Annotated in this window: 11 protein-coding genes and 1 pseudogene; 10 read left to right on the plus strand and 2 right to left on the minus strand. The window is 62.4% G+C overall.

The genetic code is table 11. The annotated features are described in order from the left end of the window. Positions 1 to 98 precede the first annotated feature (98 nt). Positions 99 to 563 (plus strand): bacterioferritin, encoded by a 465-nt coding sequence (gene bfr / locus QIY50_13190; protein ID WGV18456.1) that lies wholly within the window; start codon positions 99 to 101, stop codon positions 561 to 563. A gap of 163 nt (positions 564 to 726) precedes the next feature. Here the strand turns inward: bfr and uvrA are convergent, their stop codons facing one another. Then, positions 727 to 3,561, minus strand: a complete 2,835-nt coding sequence (gene uvrA / locus QIY50_13195; GenBank protein ID WGV18457.1) for an excinuclease ABC subunit UvrA — start codon at positions 3,559 to 3,561, stop codon at positions 727 to 729. A 129-nt stretch (positions 3,562 to 3,690) separates the two neighbouring features. Here uvrA and QIY50_13200 point away from each other — a divergent pair, with 129 nt between their 5' ends. From QIY50_13200 to QIY50_13210, 3 genes are all read left to right on the plus strand, one after another. Continuing rightward, complete coding sequence (locus QIY50_13200) at positions 3,691 to 5,085, plus strand: MFS transporter (GenBank protein ID WGV18458.1); 1,395 nt, start codon at positions 3,691 to 3,693, stop codon at positions 5,083 to 5,085. A 9-nt stretch (positions 5,086 to 5,094) separates the two neighbouring features. Then, complete coding sequence (locus tag QIY50_13205) at positions 5,095 to 5,640, plus strand: single-stranded DNA-binding protein (protein ID WGV18459.1); 546 nt, start codon at positions 5,095 to 5,097, stop codon at positions 5,638 to 5,640. A 215-nt stretch (positions 5,641 to 5,855) separates the two neighbouring features. Continuing rightward, positions 5,856 to 6,311: a hypothetical protein gene (locus QIY50_13210; protein ID WGV18460.1), complete on the plus strand. Its 456-nt coding sequence runs from the start codon at positions 5,856 to 5,858 to the stop codon at positions 6,309 to 6,311. 264 nt (positions 6,312 to 6,575) lie between these two features. On the opposite strand, the pseudogene QIY50_13215 reads toward QIY50_13210, so the two are convergent. Continuing rightward, positions 6,576 to 7,971, minus strand: a pseudogene (locus QIY50_13215) (PLP-dependent aminotransferase family protein). A gap of 319 nt (positions 7,972 to 8,290) precedes the next feature. Between QIY50_13215 and QIY50_13220 the strand changes: the two are divergent. The 6 genes from QIY50_13220 to fdhE all read left to right on the plus strand — a co-directional run bounded on the left by QIY50_13220 (position 8,291) and on the right by fdhE (position 15,727). Beyond that, positions 8,291 to 9,076, plus strand: a complete 786-nt coding sequence (locus QIY50_13220; GenBank protein WGV18461.1) for a TSUP family transporter — start codon at positions 8,291 to 8,293, stop codon at positions 9,074 to 9,076. A gap of 22 nt (positions 9,077 to 9,098) precedes the next feature. Next, the gene (locus QIY50_13225) at positions 9,099 to 9,860 is read left to right on the plus strand and encodes an SDR family NAD(P)-dependent oxidoreductase (GenBank protein ID WGV18462.1); all 762 of its coding nucleotides are present in this window, start codon (positions 9,099 to 9,101) and stop codon (positions 9,858 to 9,860) included. A 270-nt stretch (positions 9,861 to 10,130) separates the two neighbouring features. Next, the gene (fdnG, locus tag QIY50_13230; GenBank protein ID WGV18463.1) at positions 10,131 to 13,199 is read left to right on the plus strand and encodes a formate dehydrogenase-N subunit alpha; all 3,069 of its coding nucleotides are present in this window, start codon (positions 10,131 to 10,133) and stop codon (positions 13,197 to 13,199) included. Next, the gene (fdxH, locus tag QIY50_13235; protein WGV18464.1) at positions 13,199 to 14,149 is read left to right on the plus strand and encodes a formate dehydrogenase subunit beta; all 951 of its coding nucleotides are present in this window, start codon (positions 13,199 to 13,201) and stop codon (positions 14,147 to 14,149) included. Before fdnG ends, fdxH begins: the two co-directional genes overlap by 1 nt. Beyond that, on the plus strand, positions 14,146 to 14,802 hold the full coding sequence (locus tag QIY50_13240) for a formate dehydrogenase subunit gamma (GenBank protein ID WGV18465.1): 657 nt from the start codon (positions 14,146 to 14,148) through the stop codon (positions 14,800 to 14,802). The genes fdxH and QIY50_13240 overlap by 4 nt, the downstream gene beginning before the upstream one ends. A gap of 4 nt (positions 14,803 to 14,806) precedes the next feature. Further along, complete coding sequence (gene fdhE / locus QIY50_13245) at positions 14,807 to 15,727, plus strand: formate dehydrogenase accessory protein FdhE (protein WGV18466.1); 921 nt, start codon at positions 14,807 to 14,809, stop codon at positions 15,725 to 15,727. Positions 15,728 to 15,777: the final 50 nt, after the last annotated feature.

A 15,777-nucleotide genomic window follows, 5' to 3' on the forward strand; every position in this document is an offset into this window, starting at 1 on the left:
CCGATTTTTTGCTTCAAATTGCGCGTTTTTCAGTGACCGCGGGCAAAAGCTGGTTCACACTATGTGGCATAGACGTTTTCACATGGAGAAGCAGGGCGATGCAAGGCCACCCGGACGTAATCAACTACCTCGTCACGCTGCTGAAGGGCGAACTGGCGGCACGCGACCAGTACTTCATTCACTCGCGCATGTACGAAGACTGGGGCCTGTCCAAGCTCTACGAGCGCATCAACCATGAGATGGAAGAAGAAACGCAGCACGCCGATGCCCTGATGCGTCGCATCCTCATGCTTGAAGGTACTCCCGACATGCGTGCGGACGATCTGGAGGTCGGCAGCACCGTGCCGGAAATGATCGAGGCTGATCTCAAGCTCGAATACAAGGTGCGCGGAGCGCTGTGCAAGGGCATTGAACTGTGCGAGCTGCACAAGGACTACGTCAGCCGCGACATCTTGCGCGCCCAGCTGGCTGATACCGAAGAGGATCACACCTACTGGCTGGAGAAGCAGCAGGGGCTGATCAAGGCCATTGGCCTCGAGAATTACCTGCAGTCGCAGATGTAAAAGCCTGGGGCTGCCTTGCAGCCCTATCCGACCGGTACGGCGCCCCGGCAAGGCCGCTCCTACAGGCGATCGCGCAAGCCCAAGGTTGACGCGATCGCCTGTAGGAGCGGCCTTGCCGGGGCGCCGTACCGGTCGGACAGGGGCGCAAAGCGCCCCCAGGGCCTTACGCCCGATCCCGCTCCAGCAGCGGTTTCAGGTAGTGCCCGGTATACGACTGTTTCATCGTACTCAGTTCTTCCGGCGTACCGCAGGCAATGATCTGCCCGCCTTTCGAGCCACCCTCCGGCCCCAGATCCACCAGCCAGTCCGCGGTCTTGATCACATCCAGGTTGTGCTCGATCACCACCACGGTATTGCCGTGGTCACGCAGCCGATGCAGTACGTCCAGTAACTGCTGGATATCGGCAAAGTGCAGGCCAGTGGTCGGCTCGTCGAGGATGTACAAGGTCTTGCCGGTGTCACGCTTGGACAGTTCCCGCGACAGCTTCACCCGCTGTGCTTCGCCGCCCGACAGCGTGGTCGCCGACTGCCCCAGCTTGATATATGACAGCCCCACATCCATCAGCGTCTGCAGCTTGCGCGCCAGCGCCGGCACCGCATCGAAGAACTCGCGGGCATCCTCGATGGTCATCTCCAGCACCTCGTGGATGTTCTTGCCCTTGTACTTGATCTCCAGGGTTTCGCGGTTGTAGCGCTTGCTCTTGCACACGTCGCACGGCACATAGATGTCCGGCAGGAAGTGCATCTCCACCTTGATCAGGCCATCGCCCTGGCAGGCCTCGCAACGGCCACCCTTGACGTTGAACGAGAAGCGCCCCGGGCCGTAGCCACGCGAACGCGATTCCGGCACACCGGAGAACAGCTCGCGAATAGGCGTGAAGATGCCGGTGTAGGTCGCCGGGTTCGAGCGAGGGGTGCGGCCGATCGGGCTCTGGTCGATATCCACTACCTTGTCCAGATGCTGCAAGCCATCCATGCTGGCATGCGGTGCCGCTTCCAGGCTGCTTGCGCCATTCAGTGCAGTAGCGGCCAGCGGGAACAGGGTGTTGTTGATCAGCGTCGACTTGCCCGAGCCGGAAACCCCGGTCACGCAGGTCAGCAGGCCGATCGGGATTTCCAGGTCGACGTTTTGCAGGTTGTTGCCACGCGCGCCCTTGAGCTTGAGTTGAAGCTTTTTGTTGCGCGGCGTGCGCTTGGCCGGTACGACGATCTTCTTGCGCCCGGAAAGGTACTTGCCAGTCAGCGAGTCGGGGTGGTCCATGACCTCCTGCGGCGAGCCCTCGGCGACGATCTGCCCGCCGTGCACGCCGGCCCCCGGGCCAATGTCCACCACGTAGTCGGCCAGGCGAATGGCGTCCTCGTCGTGTTCCACGACGATCACCGTGTTGCCCAGGTCGCGCAGGTGGTTGAGGGTGGCCAGCAGGCGGTCGTTGTCACGCTGATGAAGGCCGATGGAGGGTTCATCGAGGATGTACATCACCCCCACCAGGCCCGCGCCGATCTGGCTGGCCAGGCGGATACGCTGCGCTTCGCCACCGGACAGGGTATCGGCGCTGCGGTCGAGGGTGAGATAGTCGAGACCGACGTTGACCAGGAACTGCAGGCGCTCGCAGATTTCCTTGAGGATCTTCGCTGCAATTTCGCCGCGGCGACCGGTCAGGGTCAGCTTGCCGAAGTAGTTGCTGGCTTCACCGATCGGCAGGTTGGTCACTGCCGGCAAGGTCTTCTCGCCCACCCATACATGCCGTGCCTCACGCCGCAGGCGGGTGCCACGGCAATCCGGGCAGGGCTGGGTACCGAGGAACTTGGCCAGTTCTTCACGCACGGTGGCCGACTCGGTCTCGCGGTAGCGGCGTTCGAGGTTCGGCACGATGCCTTCGAACGGGTGCGAGCGCTTGACGATGTCACCACGGTCGTTGAGGTATTTGAAGTCGACACTCTGTTTGCCGCTGCCCTGCAGGATCACCTTCTGGTGCTCGGCCGAGAGTTCGCCGAACGGTTCCTCCAGGCTGAAGCCGTAGTGCGCGGCCAGCGAACCGAGCATCTGGAAGTAGTACACGTTGCGCCGGTCCCAACCACGGATCGCGCCTTCGGCCAAGGTGAGCTCGGCATTGACCAGGCGTTTGGTGTCGAAGAACTGCTTCACCCCCAGGCCATCGCAGGTCGGGCAGGCGCCGGCCGGGTTGTTGAAGGAGAACAGCTTCGGCTCCAGCTCGCTGATGGCATGGCCACAGACCGGGCAGGCGAAGCGCGCGGAGAAGATCGTCTCTTCGCCGGGTTCGTCGTCCATCGGCGCCACCAGGGCGATGCCGTCGGCCAGCTTGAGCGCCGTCTCGAACGATTCGGCCAGGCGCTGTTGCAGGTCGGCGCGAACTTTGAAGCGGTCCACCACCACATCGATGCTGTGCTTTTTTTGCTTGTCCAGCTTGGGCAGTTCATCGAGTTCGTAGAGCTTGCCATTGACCCTGGCGCGCACGAAGCCCTGGGCGCGCAGCTCGTCGAACACCGCCAGGTGCTCACCTTTGCGCTCGCGAACCACCGGCGCCAGCAGCATCAGCTTGCTGCCTTCCGGGCGCTCAAGCACCAGGTCGACCATCTGGCTGATCGTTTGCGCCTCCAGCGGGATGTCGTGGTCCGGGCAGCGTGGGGTACCAACGCGGGCGTACAGCAGGCGCAGGTAGTCGTAGATTTCGGTGATGGTGCCGACCGTGGAGCGGGGGTTGTGCGAGGTCGACTTCTGCTCGATGGAAATGGCCGGCGACAGGCCTTCGATGGTGTCGACGTCAGGTTTTTCCATCATCGACAGGAACTGCCGGGCATAAGCCGACAGCGACTCCACATAGCGACGCTGGCCTTCGGCATACAGGGTATCGAACGCCAGGGACGACTTGCCGGAACCGGACAGGCCGGTGATCACGATCAGCTTGTCCCGGGGCAGGGTCAGGTCGATGTTCTTCAGGTTGTGGGTGCGTGCCCCACGAATCAGGATCTTGTCCACTGCGGCCTCGCTCGGCGGGCATAAACAAGGAAGTATACGGCGCGCTGCCAGTACGCGGCAAAGCGTCGCGTAGATGCCGTCAAGCTGTCGGACTGATAGAATCGCCGCCGGTTCACACGAGGTTAATCCATGCACGACACCCACAACGAGCGCATGAGTGGCGGCGAAACCCGCGCCGCTGGCGGCCTGGCCCTGGTCTTTGCCTTTCGTATGCTGGGCATGTTTATGGTCTTGCCGGTGCTGGCCACCTACGGCATGGACCTGGCCGGCGCCACGCCTGCGCTGATCGGCCTGGCCATTGGTGCCTATGGTTTGACCCAGGCGGTATTGCAGATCCCGTTCGGGATGATTTCCGACCGCATCGGCCGCCGGCCGGTGATTTACCTGGGGTTGGTCATCTTTGCCCTTGGCAGTGTATTGGCGGCCCAGGCCGACTCCATCTGGGGGGTGATCGCCGGGCGTATCCTGCAGGGCGCCGGGGCGATTTCCGCTGCGGTGATGGCGCTGCTGTCCGATCTCACCCGCGAGCAGCACCGGACCAAGGCCATGGCCATGATCGGCATGAGCATCGGCCTGTCGTTTGCCGTCGCCATGGTCGTCGGCCCATTGCTGACTCGTGCCTTTGGCTTGTCAGGATTGTTCCTCGCCACGGCAGGACTTGCCCTGGTCGGCATCCTGCTGATCGCCTTTGTCGTGCCCAATACCCACAGCATCCTGCAGCACCGTGAGTCGGGTGTGGCGCGCCAGGCTATCGGCCCGACCCTGCGTCATCCGGACCTTCTGCGCCTGGACGTGGGTATCTTCATCCTCCATGCCATCCTCATGGCCAGCTTCGTCGCGCTGCCACTGGCCTTTGTCGAGCGCGGTGGTCTGCCGAAGGAGCAGCACTGGTGGGTATACCTGACCGCGTTGTTCATCTCATTTTTTGCAATGGTCCCGTTCATCATCTACGGCGAGAAAAAGCGCAAGATGAAACGCGTGCTGGCCGGGGCGGTCAGTGTGTTGCTGCTGGTGGAGGTGTTCTTCTGGCAGTGGGCTGACGGTTTGCGCGGACTGGTGATCGGCACCGTGGTATTCTTTACTGCATTCAACCTGCTGGAGGCATCGCTGCCTTCGCTGGTCAGCAAGGTGTCGCCTGCAGGTGGCAAGGGAACGGCCATGGGGGTTTATTCCACCAGCCAGTTCCTCGGCGCTGCCCTGGGAGGAATCCTCGGTGGCTGGTTGTTCCAGCACGGCGGGCTGAACATGGTGTTCCTCGGTTGTGCGGTACTGTGTGCCATCTGGTTGGTCGTCGCCTTGCGCATGAACGAGCCGCCCTATGTGACCAGCCTGCGCATGCCGCTGACGCCAGAGGCAGTCCGGGAAGCCGGCCTGACCGAGCGCCTGATGGCCGTGCCGGGTGTGACCGACGCCGTCGTGGTGGCAGAAGAAGCTGCCATCTATATCAAACTGGATACGAAAATTTTGGACCGCACGACCCTCGAGCGCCTGGTGAACCCGGCCTCTTCGGCGTGCGAAGCCTAGGAGAACGTTATGGCCCGTGGGGTTAACAAAGTCATTCTGGTCGGCACCTGTGGCCAGGATCCCGAAGTCCGCTACCTGCCCAACGGTAACGCCGTGACCAACCTGAGCCTGGCTACCAGCGAGCAGTGGACCGACAAGCAGTCGGGCCAGAAGGTCGAGCGTACCGAGTGGCACCGTGTGTCGCTGTTCGGCAAGGTTGCCGAAATCGCCGGCGAATACCTGCGCAAGGGTTCGCAGTGCTACATCGAAGGCAAGCTGCAGACCCGCGAATGGGAAAAAGACGGTATCAAGCGCTACACCACCGAGATCATCGTCGACATCAACGGCACCATGCAGCTGCTCGGGGGCCGTCCGCAGGGCCAGCAGCAGGGCGGTGACCCGTACAACCAAGGTGGCGGCAACTACGGTGGCGGCCAGCAGCAACAGTACAATCAGGCTCCGCCACGTCAGCAGGCCCAGCGCCCGCAGCAGGCCCCTCAGCGCCCTGCACCCCAGCAGCCCGCACCGCAGCCGGCGGCTGACTTTGACAGCTTCGATGACGATATCCCGTTCTGATTCGAACGGTAAGGCATCGCGCTGTACCAGCAACCCGGAGCAATCGCTCCGGGTTTTTTATGCCTGAGGGAATGACGCAATAAGCGGTCATGGCGTGAACCTCAAAATACTCATATAAATTGTCTCTTTTGTTGTAGGGCATTTCTGAGTTTGCTCTTGCGTCAACTATCAGCTGTCGCGATTGCTTAGCATCTACTTTTTTCAGGGGGTGGATCATGCAATCAGAAAGTGAAGAGTTTGATCAAATTGAAATTCAGCTGAATTCTTCGTCAGGCGATTATCGTGTCCCGGGGTTCTGTGATGGTTACGCGGTGTACCGTAATGGTTGTAAAAAGGGCGCCGGTTATACTGGGGGCTTACTGCTCCTGCTAGGTTTTTCCATCGCTGCGCTGGCCATCGGAGCGCTGGTTTTCGGCCCGTCGACGATCACTTACTACCGATCAACCGGCCCCTCCTGGTTTCAGTATGTCCAGATGTACGCGCCGGCGATAATGATGGCTGGCGGTGCGCTGTTTACCTTGGGTGGTTATCTGTATTCAAAGAAGGCAATGGGGCGAGAGGAGTTTCTGGTGACGATTTACAAGCTCATCGCGCCTGATGGGCAGGTTGTTACTGGAACAGTTCATCTCCGTTATCTGGGTGGTGATAACTTTAATATAAGAATCAACTGAGGGGCAGGCAGGCCAGAAGGGCGAGGAAATTTTATCCTCGCGTGCTGACAGACGTCACGGTGCCTGCTTACTATGCCGCTGGCCTGGCTAGGTGGTGATGAATTGTCGCTTTGGCAGTTTCTTGGCTTGCTGACCTGTTTCTTTGGTGTGTTGTTGGCCAGCGGCAGCGCTAAGAGGGTAGGTGAGCAGGGGCGGCCGACGAGCCGTTTGCCGGTTGCGTTCGCTCTGTTGGCGGCGGCGCTTTTACGGCGTCAGTTTCTGGCTTCAATAGAACAACCGCGGCTCCGGCGAGTCCAGCAGGCTGGCCAGCTTGGTCAGGGCAAAGCCGAGTTCCTGGCGGCTGGGGGCCATCAGGGCGATGCGAACGCCGCAGGTGGCGTGACTGCGTTCAGCCAGGAACTGACTACCACTGACTACCGTGACGCCATTGTCGCGCGCCAGGTTGGCGAACTCATCGCTGGTCCATGGCTGCGGCAACTCCAGCCAGATGTGGAAACTGTTGGGCTGGCTGTGGATCCTGTACTTGCCAAGAATCTCCCGGGCCATTTGCTGGCGCGCGGCCGCCTCTTCCTGTTGTTCCCTCACTAGCTGGTCGGCCATGCCGCTGTTGATCAGGTTGCTGGCCAGTTGCGCCATCAACGGTGATGGCATCCAGACGCTGCTGCGTACCATCGACGATAGCCGCGACAGCGTTTGCGGCGGGGCATACAGGTAACCGATGCGCAGCGCCGGCAGCACGCTCTTGGACAGGCTGGTCAGATACACCGAGCGCTCGGGCGCATAGGCTGCAAGCGGTTGGTAATCCGGTGCGGGCTCGAGGAAACCGTAGATATCGTCATCGACGATAAACAGGTCGAACTCGCGGGCGATCTCGGCGATGGCCTGGCGCCGTGCCGTGGGGCATGATCGAGTTGGTCGGGTTCTGGTGCGTGGCGACGCACACCAGCAGGGAAGGGCGGTGCTCCAGGCACGCCGCGCGCAATGCTTCGGGAATCAGGCCGTGCTCGTCCATGGCCACGCCGCGCAGGCGGCGGCCCATGCTGTGGGCCAGGGAGATGATGCCCGGGTAGCAGAACGACTCGCATAGCACCACATCGTCGCTCTTGGAAAGGCTGGCGATGGCCACCAGTAGACCGTGCTGTGCCCCCGAAGTCAGTACCACCTGCTGCCAGCACGCCTCGGGTAGCCGGCGCCGGATCCAGGCAGCGCCGGCCTGCTTGTGGGTCGCGTGGCCGCCTTCCGTGACGTAGTCGAGTACTTGCGTCAGGTCGGGCGACGCGGCCAGCTCGGTTATGGCCCCGCGCAGCCAGTCGGTCATGTGGGCATCGTTGGGCTTGATGATCGACAGGTCGATCTGGCCGCTCTCACGCTCGGCCGGCGCAGGCCCGGGCCTGACGACAGGGGCAGGATTTGGCACCTGCGGTTGCGGCAGCACGAAGGTACCTCGACCGACTTCGCCCACCACCAGGCCACGCTTGGCGGCTTCGTCATAGGCCCGGCCGATGGTCCCGGGGGTCACGCTCAAGGACTCAGCCAAGTCCTTGAGCGTCGGCAAACGTTCGCCAGCAGCGAGCCGGCCGCTGCCGATGTCCTGCTCAAGGGCGTCGGCGATCATCAGGTAGACCGGCTGCGCCAGGTCGCTGTAGTGAGGAACCCACATGGAAATGGCACCAGAATCTGCAAGAGCGCGGAAGCCTAGCACGAAAGGCCTGATGGACGTAATCGTGATTTCCGCCCATGAATTACCATGATTGCATCGATCATATTTCCTGCTTGGCTTCATATGCTGCCAGTCTGGACGGGCTAAGCTTTAGCACCTCGGTCTGTCTTTTTTTCAGAAAAACCCATTTAAATCATATTGTTATTCGGTTTGACAGGACTTGTTTCACGGCGTGTACAAGAAATTCATTGAATCGATGTTATTTTTGTAAATACAATCATTGCATCGATTCAATCTGCCGGAATAAGGATATACCGTTATGGAGCTGTTAGGCGCGTTCTGGGCGGAGCACTGGTTGCTGGCGATCCTCATGCTCGGGGCGATTGCCTTCGTAGCTGGCTTCGTCGACAGCATTGCCGGTGGCGGCGGGCTGTTCCTGGTGCCGGGCTTTCTGCTGGTTGGCATGCCACCCCAGGTGGCCCTCGGCCAGGAAAAACTGGTCAGCACCCTCGGCACGTTGGCGGCCATTCGCAACTTCCTGGCCAATAGCAAGATGGTCTGGCAGGTGGCGCTGGTCGGCGTGCCGTTCGCATTGCTCGGTGCCTACCTGGGGGCACACCTGATCGTGTCAATCTCTCAGGAAACCGTGGGCAAGATCATCCTGGCGCTGATCCCCTTCGGCATCCTCATCTTCCTCACCCCCAAGGACCGCCCGGTCAAGGAGCGCGAACTGTCATCGCGCATGCTGTTCACCGTGGTCCCGCTGACCTGCCTGGCCATCGGTTTCTATGACGGCTTCTTCGGCCCCGGTACCGGCAGCATGTTCATCATTGCTTTCCATTACCTGCTGCGCATGGACCTGGTCTCCAGCTCGGCCAACTCCAAAACCTTCAACTTCGCGTCCAACATCGGCGCCCTGGTGGCCTTCGTCATTGCCGGCAAGGTCGTCTACCTGCTGGCGTTGCCGCTGGTGGCCTGCAACATCCTCGGTAATCACCTGGGCAGCGCGCTGGCCCTGCGCAAGGGCAACGAAGTGGTACGCAAGGCGCTGGTGTTCTCGATGCTTTGCCTGTTCACCAGCCTGGGCTTGAAGTACCTGACCTGACTCATCGACAAGGAAACAACTGATGAAAACCGCATTCGTAACCGGCGCCTCGGCGGGCTTTGGTCGCGCCATCTGCCGTACCTTGGTCGGCAAAGGCTACCGCGTGATCGGTGGCGCCCGGCGCATGGACAAGCTGCAAGCGCTGGAAGCCGAACTGGGCGCCAACTTCATTCCGCTGGCGCTGGATGTCACCGACCCGGTGTCAATCGAGATGGCGGTCGAGCGGATTCGTGATGCTTCGCTGCAGATCGACCTGCTGGTCAATAATGCCGGGCTGGCGCTGGGGGTGGACCGTGCCCAGGCCAGCAGCGCTGAAAACTGGCAGCGGATGATCGACACCAACATCACCGGCCTGGCCATGGTCACCCACAAGTTCCTGCCGCAGATGGTGGAAGCCGACAGCGGCATGATCATCAACATTGGCTCGATCGCCGGCACCTACCCCTACCCGGGCGGTAACGTGTATGGCGCCAGCAAGGCTTTCGTCCGCCAGTTCAGCCTCAACCTGCGTGCCGACCTGGCGGGCACCCGCGTGCGGGTGAGCAACATCGAGCCGGGGCTGTGCTCGGGCACCGATTTCTCGGTGGTGCGCCTGAACGGTGACCTGGATGCCGTGCAGGCCCTGTACCGGGATGTGCAGGCCATCCTGCCCGAGGATATCGCGGCCACGGTGGCCTGGATTGCCGAGCAGCCGGCGCATGTGAACATCAATACCATCGAAATCATGCCGGTGGCGCAGAGCAGCGCGGCGCTGAACGTGGTACGCAACCTGCCGCGTTGCTGACCGGTCGGGGTGGATGGCACCGGCGTTGCCGGTGTTCGCGGGTGAACCCGCTCCTACAGGAAAGCGCGACGGCTTGGGCATGTGTAGTACCTGTGGGAGCGGGCTCACCCGCGAATCAGACATCACAGCGCCTTGTGCTGACCTATGTCATCGCACCTTCTCGATTCTTGGCTAGTCTTACCTGTTGGCGGCCATCAATTGGCCGCCACCGTGAGTACCAAGAGGCGCCGGCCATGTTCCGTGCGTCCACCACCTGATCAGGAGTGCACGATGGACCTGAACCGTCGGCAGTTCTTCAAGGTCGCCGCCGTCGGCCTTGGAGGCTCGAGCCTTGCGGCGTTGGGCATGGCCCCGACACCCGCATTCGCCGAGCAGGTGCGTCACTTCAAGCTGGCGCATACCAAAGAGACCCGTAACACCTGCCCCTACTGCTCGGTCGGCTGCGGCCTGATCATGTACAGCCAGGGCGATGCGGGCAAGAACGTCAAACAGAACATCATCCATATCGAAGGTGACGCCGACCACCCGGTCAACCGCGGCACCCTCTGCCCGAAAGGCGCCGGCTTGCTGGACTTCATCCACAGCCCGAGCCGCCTGCAGTACCCCGAGGTGCGCAAACCGGGCAGCAAGGAGTGGGTGCGGGTCAGCTGGGACGAGGCGCTCGATCGCGTCGCCGACCTGATGAAGCAGGACCGCGACGCCAACTTCATCGAAAAGAACGCCCAGGGGCAAACGGTCAACCGCTGGCTCACCACCGGTTTTCTCGCTGCTTCCGCCGCCTCCAGCGAGGCCGGCTACCTGACCCACAAGGTCGTCCGCGCAACAGGCATGCTGGGGTTCGATAACCAGGCTCGTGTCTGACATGGCCCGACGGTGGCAAGTCTTGCCCCGACGTACGGCCGTGGCGCCATGACCAACCACTGGTCCGATATCGCCAACGCGAATCTGGTCCTGGTGATGGGTGGCAACGCAGCAGAAGCGCATCCGTGCGGCTTCAAGTGGGTGACCGAGGCCAAGGCGCACAACAAGGCGCGGCTGATCGTGGTCGACCCGCGCTTTACCCGTACCGCTTCGGTGGCGGATTACTACGCACCGATCCGTACCGGTACCGACATCGCCTTCATGGGCGGGCTGATCAATTACCTGCTGAGCAACGACAAGATCCAGCACGAGTACGTGCGCAACTACACCGACGTGTCGTTCATCGTCAAAGAGAACTATGGCTTCGAGGATGGCCTGTTCAGCGGTTACGACGAGGCCAAGCGCGTGTATGCCGACAAGTCCGGCTGGGGTTACGAGCTGGGTGAGGACGGTTTTGCCAAGGTCGATCCGACCCTGCAGCACCCGCGCTGCGTATTCCAGCTGATGAAGCAGCACTACAGCCGCTATACACCGGAACTGGCAAGCATGACCTGTGGCATGCCGCAGGACGCCATGCTGAAGATCTGGGAAGAGATCGCCACCTGCTCGGTACCGGGCAAGACCATGACGATCCTTTACGCGCTCGGCTGGACGCAGCACTCGATCGGCGCACAGATCATCCGCAGTGCGGCCATGGTCCAGTTGCTGCTGGGCAACGTCGGCATGCCGGGGGGGGGGGTCAACGCCTTGCGCGGGCACTCCAACATCCAGGGCCTGACCGACCTCGGCCTGCTGTCCAACTCGCTGCCGGGTTATCTGACCCTGGCTGGCGATGCCGAACAGGACTACGCCGCCTACATTGACAAACGTGCCTCCAAACCGCTGCGCCCGGGGCAACTGTCGTACTGGCAGAACTATGGCAAGTTCCACGTCAGCCTGATGAAAGCCTGGTACGGCGCCAACGCCACGGCCGAGAACAACTGGGGCTACGACTGGCTGCCCAAGCTCGATGTGCCGGCCTACGATGTGCTGCGCATGTTCGAGATGATGAGCCAGGGCAAGGTCAACGGCTACATGTGCCAGGGCTTCAACCCGATTGCCGCGCTGCCGGACAAGAACCGCGTCACCGCCGCCCTGGCCAAGCTCAAGTGGCTGGTGATCATGGACCCGCTGGCCACCGAAACTTCGGAGTTCTGGCGCAACGCCGGGCCGTTCAACGATGTCGACACGGCTAACATCCAGACCGAAGTAATCCGCCTGCCCACCACCTGCTTCGCCGAGGAAGACGGCTCGCTGGTCAACAGCAGCCGCTGGTTGCAGTGGCACTGGAAGGGCGCCGATGGCCCGGGCGAGACCCGCACCGACGTGCACATCATGAGCGAGCTGTTCCTGCGCCTGCGCCAACGCTACCAGGCCGAGGGCGGCGCCTACCCGGACCCGCTGATGAACATCAGCTGGCCATACAAGATCCCGGAAGAGCCATCCCCGGAGGAGCTGGCCAAGGAAATGAACGGCTGGGCGGTGACCGACGTTACCGACCCGACTGGCGCAGTGCTCAAGGCCGGCCAGCAACTGGCGGGCTTTGGCCAGCTCAAGGACGATGGCAGCACCGCGTCCGGCTGCTGGATCTTCGCCGGCAGCTGGACCGAGCAGGGTAACCAGATGGCTCGCCGTGACAACAGCGACCCGTACGGCATGCACCAGGTGCAGAACTGGGCCTGGGCCTGGCCGGCCAACCGCCGCATCCTCTACAACCGTGCTTCCAGCGACCCGCAAGGCAAGCCGTGGGACCCGGAGAAGAAGCGCCTGGTCTGGTGGAATGGCAAGGCCTGGACCGGTACCGACGTGCCCGACTTCAAGGTCGATTCGCCACCCGAGGCGGGGATGAACCCGTTCATCATGAACCCCGAGGGCGTGGCGCGGTTCTTCGCCATCGACAAGATGGCCGAAGGCCCGTTCCCCGAGCACTACGAGCCGTTCGAGACGCCGATTGGCATCAACCCGCTGCACCCGCAGAACAAGAAGGCCACCAGCAACCCGGCCGGGCGGGTCTTCGACTCGGTGTGGGACACCCTGGGCAAGCACGACGAATTCCCGTACGCGGCGACCACGTACCGGCTTACCGAGCACTTCCACTTCTGGAGCAAGCATTGCCGCCTCAACGCCATTGCCCAGCCCGAGCAGTTCGTCGAAATCGGCGAGGTGCTGGCCAACGAGAAGGGGATCAAGGCCGGTGACCGGGTGCGGGTGTCGAGCAAGCGCGGGCACATCGACGCCGTGGCGGTGGTGACCAAGCGGATTCGCCCGCTCAAGGTCAACAACCAGACCGTGCACCAGATCGGCATCCCGCTGCACTGGGGCTTCACCGGGGCCACGCGGCATGGCTACCTGACCAACACCCTGGTGCCTTTCCTGGGTGACGGCAATACCCAGACGCCAGAGTCCAAGTCGTTCCTCGTCAAAGTGGAGAAACTCTGATGGCCAGCCAAGACATCATCGCCCGCTCGGCCACCACCACCGTACCGCCTTCGGTACGCCAGCAGCAGGAAGTCGCCAAGCTGATCGACACCACCAAGTGCATCGGCTGCAAGGCCTGTCAGGTGGCGTGTTCGGAGTGGAACGAACTGCGTGACGAGGTCGGCCACAACCACGGCACCTACGATAACCCCCAGGACCTCACCGCCGAGACCTGGACCCTGATGCGCTTCACCGAGCATGAGCGCGACGACGGCAACCTGGAGTGGCTGATCCGCAAGGACGGCTGCATGCACTGCGCCGAGCCAGGTTGCCTGAAGGCCTGCCCGAGCCCGGGGGCGATCATCAAGCATGCCAACGGCATTGTCGACTTCAACCAGGACCACTGCATCGGTTGCGGCTACTGCATCACCGGCTGCCCGTTCAATATCCCGCGCATCTCGCAGAAGGACCACAAGGCGTACAAGTGCACCCTGTGTTCCGACCGCGTGACGGTGGGCCTGGAGCCGGCCTGCGTGAAAACCTGCCCGACCGGGGCGATCGTGTTCGGCAGCAAGGACGAGATGAAGGTGCATGCTGCCGAGCGCATTGTCGACCTCAAGTCGCGAGGCTACGACAATGCCGGGCTGTACGACCCGGACGGCGTCGGTGGCACCCACGTGATGTATGTGCTGCACCATGCCGACACGCCGAAGCTGTATGCCGGCCTGCCGGACCAGCCGGTGATCAGCCCGCTGGTCGGGCTGTGGAAGGGCATCACCAAGCCGCTGGCGCTGCTGGCCATGGGCGCGGCGGTGCTGGCCGGGTTCTTCCACTATGTGCGGGTCGGGCCGCAGCGGGTAGAGGAGGACGAACACCCGACACCTGCGGATGAAAGCGTGCACCAGGTGGACCCGTCGGTCCATGTCTATGATCCGACCAAGCCCGGTGGGCAAGGGGAGCAGCGGCCATGAACGACAACAAACCCATCCTGCGCTACAACGCCAACGAGCGCAGCAACCACTGGGTCGTCGCGATCCTGTTCATCCTGGCTGGCCTGTCGGGGCTGGCGCTGTTCCATCCGGCGCTGTTCTGGCTCAGCAATCTGTTTGGCGGTGGGCCGTGGACGCGCATTCTGCATCCGTTCCTGGGCGTGGCGATGTTCGTGTTCTTCCTCGGCCTGGTGTTGCGTTTCTGGCGCGCGAACTTCATCACTGCCAATGATCGTCTATGGTTGCGGCGTATCGATCGGGTCATGCTGAACAGGGAAGACGGCGTGCCACCGATCGGCAAGTACAACGCCGGTCAGAAGCTGCTGTTCTGGACCCTGTTGCTGTGCATGCTGGTGCTGTTGATCAGCGGCGTGGTGATCTGGCGTGCCTGGTTCAGTCATTACTTCGATATCGGCGCCATTCGCCTCGCCACTCTGCTCCACGCCCTGGCAGCTTTCGTGCTGATCCTCAGCATCATCGTGCACATCTACGCCGGCATCTGGATCAAGGGCTCGATCGGCGCCATGCTGCATGGCTGGGTCAGCCGCGCCTGGGCGCGCAAGCACCATGAGTTGTGGTACCGCGAAGTGACCGGTGACAAGACGCCGGGCAATCACGGACGAAAAGAAGGATGAGCGCTTGAGCACGATACTCGAACCCGGGCAGATCGAAGCGTCGGCGGTGATGCCGCCGTTTCTGCACCTGCCCCCCGCCAATCTGTTCGAACTGCGCGCCGCGCGCCTGGAGCAGCTGGCCGAGGGCAATGCCCTTGGCGAATACCTGAAGCTGGTGGCCCGCTTGTGCCGTGTCCAGCAGCAGCTTGTGGATAACCCGCCCACCTGCATACCGGTAGCCGAGGCGCGTCAGCGCCTGTGCATAAGTCATGGCCTGCCGCCGCTGGCGGCGGACAGCCTGGTCCGTGAAGGGCCATGGCTGGTCTGGTTGCAGGCCTTGCTCGAGCACTTCAATGCGCAGACCAGCGGCCCGCTGGGTGAGGCGTTGCTAGCCCTGCGTGGCAGCGACGACAGCCAGCGCAAGGGCTGGGGCATTGCCTTGCTCGCCGGCCAGTACGACGCAGTGCCCGCGGCGCTGGTGCCGTTCATTGGCGCGGCCCTGCAGGCGGCCTGGTCCAGTTGGCTGCTGGCGTTGCCCGCGTCCGAGCTCAAGCCCGCCGGCGGCCTGGCCCAGTGCCCGGCCTGCGGTTCGCCGGCGATGGCCGGGGTAGTGCGCAACCGCGGCAAGCACAATGGCCTGCGCTACCTGGCCTGCTCGCTGTGTGCCTGCGAATGGCATGTGGTGCGGGTCAAGTGCGTGTACTGCGAGTCGAGCAAGGACCTGCGCTACACCAGCCTCGACGATGACCGCCATGCACCGGGCAAGGCGCCGCTGCGGGCGGAGTGCTGCCCCGAATGCGAGTGCTACCTGAAGCAGAACTACCTGGAAAACGATGCGGCAGCCGAGCCGCTGGCCGATGACCTGGCCAGCCTGGCACTGGACATTCGCCTGGACGAGGAGGGCTTCCATCGGTTGGCACCGAACCTGATGCTCGCACCCGGATAGTGGCTGAGTGTCTACACTGTAAGACCGAGTCGCCCTTTTCGCGGGCATGC

Source organism: Pseudomonas putida (genome assembly GCA_029953615.1).
Classification (GTDB): Bacteria; Pseudomonadota; Gammaproteobacteria; order Pseudomonadales; family Pseudomonadaceae; genus Aquipseudomonas.